1 protein-coding gene is annotated in these 885 nt (G+C 64.9%); it reads left to right on the top strand.

The window, feature by feature from the left end:
• Nucleotides 1–60: 60 nt before the first annotated feature.
• A partial coding sequence (locus tag OO71_RS45880) for an amidase (RefSeq protein ID WP_162186199.1) occupies nt 61–885 on the top strand: 825 nt, incomplete at its 3' end.

Below are 885 nucleotides of genomic sequence, written 5' to 3'. Positions count from 1 at the left end.
TTTGCTGAGTTGTCGTTGGGGGTGTTGTCGGGGTTGTTGCGGCGGGGTGAGGTGTCGCCGGTGGTGGTGGTGGAGGAGGTGTTGGAGCGGATTGCTGGGTTGGATTCGGTGGTGGGTTCGTTGGTGACGGTGATGGGGGAGGAGGCGTTGGCGGCGGCTCGGGTGGTGGAGGGTGAGTTGGCGCGGGGGTTGTGGCGGGGGCCGTTGCATGGGGTTCCGTTGTCGGTGAAGGATTTGATTTTTGTTGGTGGGGTGCGGTGTACGGGGGGTTCTCGGGCGTTGGGTGGTTTTGTTCCGGGTTTTGATGCGGGGGTGGTGGAGCGGTTGCGGTTGGGGGGTGCGGTGGTGGTGGGGAAGGCGCAGACGTATGAGTTTGCGATGGGTCCGGGTACGGGTTATCCGTTTGGGCGGACGCGTAATCCGTGGGATTTGGAGCGGGTGACGGTGGGGTCGAGTAGTGGTTCGGCGGCGGGGGTGTCGGCGCGGTTGGTGTTTGGTTCGTTGGGGACGGATACGGGTGGTTCGGTGCGGGGTCCGGCGTCGGGGTGTGGGGTGGTGGGGTTGAAGCCGAGTGCGGGTCGGGTGGGTCGGTTTGGGGTGTTGCCGTTGAGTTGGTCGTTGGATGAGGTGGGGGTGTTGGCGCGGGAGGTGGTGGATGTGGCGTTGGTGTTGGGGGTGGTGGAGGGTTTTGATGGGCGTGATGCGGGTTCGGTGGGGTTGGTGCCGGTGGATGTGGGGGTGGTGTCGGGTGGTGTGGTGGGTGGGTTGAGGTTTGGTGTGGGTGGTGGGTTTTTTGTGGATGGGGTGGATCCGGAGTTTCGGTCGGCGTTGGAGGCTGCGGTGGGGGTGTTGACGGAGGCGGGCATGGTGCGTACGTCGGTGGAG

The sequence above is a fragment of the Amycolatopsis jejuensis genome, from assembly GCF_000717335.1.
Lineage (GTDB): Bacteria > Actinomycetota > Actinomycetes > Mycobacteriales > Pseudonocardiaceae > Amycolatopsis > Amycolatopsis jejuensis.
This window is presented reverse-complemented; position numbering and strand designations above follow the sequence as displayed.